Annotated in this window: 2 protein-coding genes; both read right to left on the bottom strand. The window is 65.3% G+C overall.

Annotated elements, in window-relative coordinates:
- Positions 1-134 precede the first annotated feature (134 nt).
- Entirely contained in the window at positions 135-1,157 is a 1,023-nt protein-coding gene (locus Q7T84_RS19230) for an NAD-dependent epimerase (RefSeq protein WP_304812211.1), read from the bottom strand.
- Positions 1,158-1,188: 31 nt separating this feature from the next.
- Positions 1,189-1,992 (bottom strand): polysaccharide biosynthesis protein (locus Q7T84_RS19225; RefSeq protein WP_304812209.1); only part of this gene is annotated, 804 nt, incomplete at its 5' end.

The raw sequence follows: 1,992 nt of genomic DNA, 5'->3' as shown, positions 1-1,992 counted from the left end.
GTGGCGGTGGCGCACGCACAGTTTCAGGAGTTGGGCGTCGAAGCCATCCGCGCTCTCGGGAAGCCGGGCGCGGTGCTTTACGACGTGAAGGCGGTGTTCCCGCAGGGGACCGCTGACCTGCGGCTGTAGGCCGGTTAGTTCGCGCCCACGCGGTAGTAGTCGAGGTACCAGTCCACGAAGTTGGAGACTCCTACCTCGATCGGTGTGGACGGAGCGTAGTCTAGCGCGGCGATGGTGTCGGTGACGTCGGCTTCAGTTCGGGCGACGTCGCCGGGCTGCATGGGGAGGAGGTTCAGCTTGGCCTTGCGGCCCAGCTTGGCTTCCAGGACCTCGATGTAGTGCATCAACTCAACACGCTGGCTGTTGCCGAGGTTGAGGATCCGCCAGGGCGCGACGCCGCTGGTGGCCGGGTCGGGCGACTGGGCGTCCCAGTTTGGGTCGATCTGCGCCGGACGATCCAGTGCCGCGACGACGCCTGAGACGATGTCCTCCACATAGGTGAAGTCGCGCTGCATCTTGCCTTGGCCGAACACGTCGATCGGTCGGTTGTCCAGGATCGCCTGGGTGAACTTGAACAGCGCCATGTCCGGCCGGCCCCACGGCCCATAGACCGTAAAGAACCGGAAGCCGGTCGCCGGGATGTCGAACAGGTGCGCGTAGGAGTGCGCCATCGACTCGTTGGCGAGCTTGGTCGCGGCATAGAGAGTGATCGGGTGGTGCACCGGCTCGTGGACCGAGAACGGCAGCTTGCCGTTTGCGCCATAGACCGAGCTGGTCGAGGCGAAGACCAAGTGTTCGACCTGGGCGGCGCGGCAGCCTTCGAGGACGTTGCCGAAGCCGACGAGGTTTGAGTCCACATAGGCCGCAGGTTGTTCGAGGCTGTAGCGGACGCCGGCCTGGGCGGCGAGGTTGACCACCCGGTTAGGCTTGGCCTCGATGAATAGTTTGGCCATGGCGTCGCGATCAGCCAAATCGATGTTGGCGTGGCGGTAGCCTTCGCGCGCTTCGAGGCGTGCGAGGCGCGCCTGTTTCAGCGTCGGATCATAATAGGGGTTGAGATTGTCCAGGCCCACGACCTCGTCGCCGCGATCAAGCAGTCGATGGGCGAGGTGGGAGCCGATGAAGCCGGCCGAGCCGGTAACCAGAATAACCGCCATGCGAACGCCTTAGCCGCTTGGCGCGCCCGCGTCACGCGTTGGAGACGACCCGCAGCGCCGGGATCGGCGGCTTCTCGCCGCGGACTTGGGCGACGATGTCGAACAGCTTGCTGCGAACGGCGTCCACATCGCCGCGTTCGGCAAGGGTTTCGAGTTCGTGCAGGTGATTGGCTGTGATGCGCAGGGCCGAGGTGGAGACGACCTCCATCACCTTAGGCGCGCAGGGCAGCGAGGTCTCGGTTTCGTCCAGAAGCGCCTCAGTGAGCTTTTCGCCGGGGCGCAGGCCGGTCACTTCGATCTCGATGTCCTTACCGGGCGTGCGACCCGACAGGGCGATCATCTGGCGGGCCAGATCCATGATGCGGACCGGCTCGCCCATTTCCAACAGGAACAGGCGGGCGTGGTCGGCGTCTTCGCCCTCGGCGCAGGTGGCCGTGGCGTGGAGCACCAACTGGGTGGCCTCCGGAATGGTCATGAAGAAGCGTTCGATGTCCTCGTGCGTCACGGTCACCGGACCGCCGCGCTCGATCTGCGAGCGGAAGATCGGCACCACGGAGCCAGCCGAGCCCAGGACATTGCCGAAACGGACCGCCGAGAAACGAGTGCCAGGACCGACCTGCTGGGCCTGGATGACCGCCTCGGCCAAGCGCTTGGTGGCGCCCATGACATTCGACGGGTCGACCGCCTTGTCGGTGGAAATCAGGATCATCTGGGCCGCGCCGCAGGCCTTGGCGGCTTCGGTCACGTTCCAGGTGCCGACCACATTGGTCAGCACGCCTTCGCAGGGTTGACGTTCGACCATCGAGACGTGTTTCAGCGCCGCGGCGTGGAAGAC

Origin of the sequence: Phenylobacterium sp. (genome assembly GCF_030654915.1) — a bacterium.
Lineage (GTDB): Bacteria > Pseudomonadota > Alphaproteobacteria > Caulobacterales > Caulobacteraceae > Phenylobacterium.
Note: the sequence above shows the minus strand (reverse complement) of the source record. Positions and strands in the feature narration are given on the sequence as shown.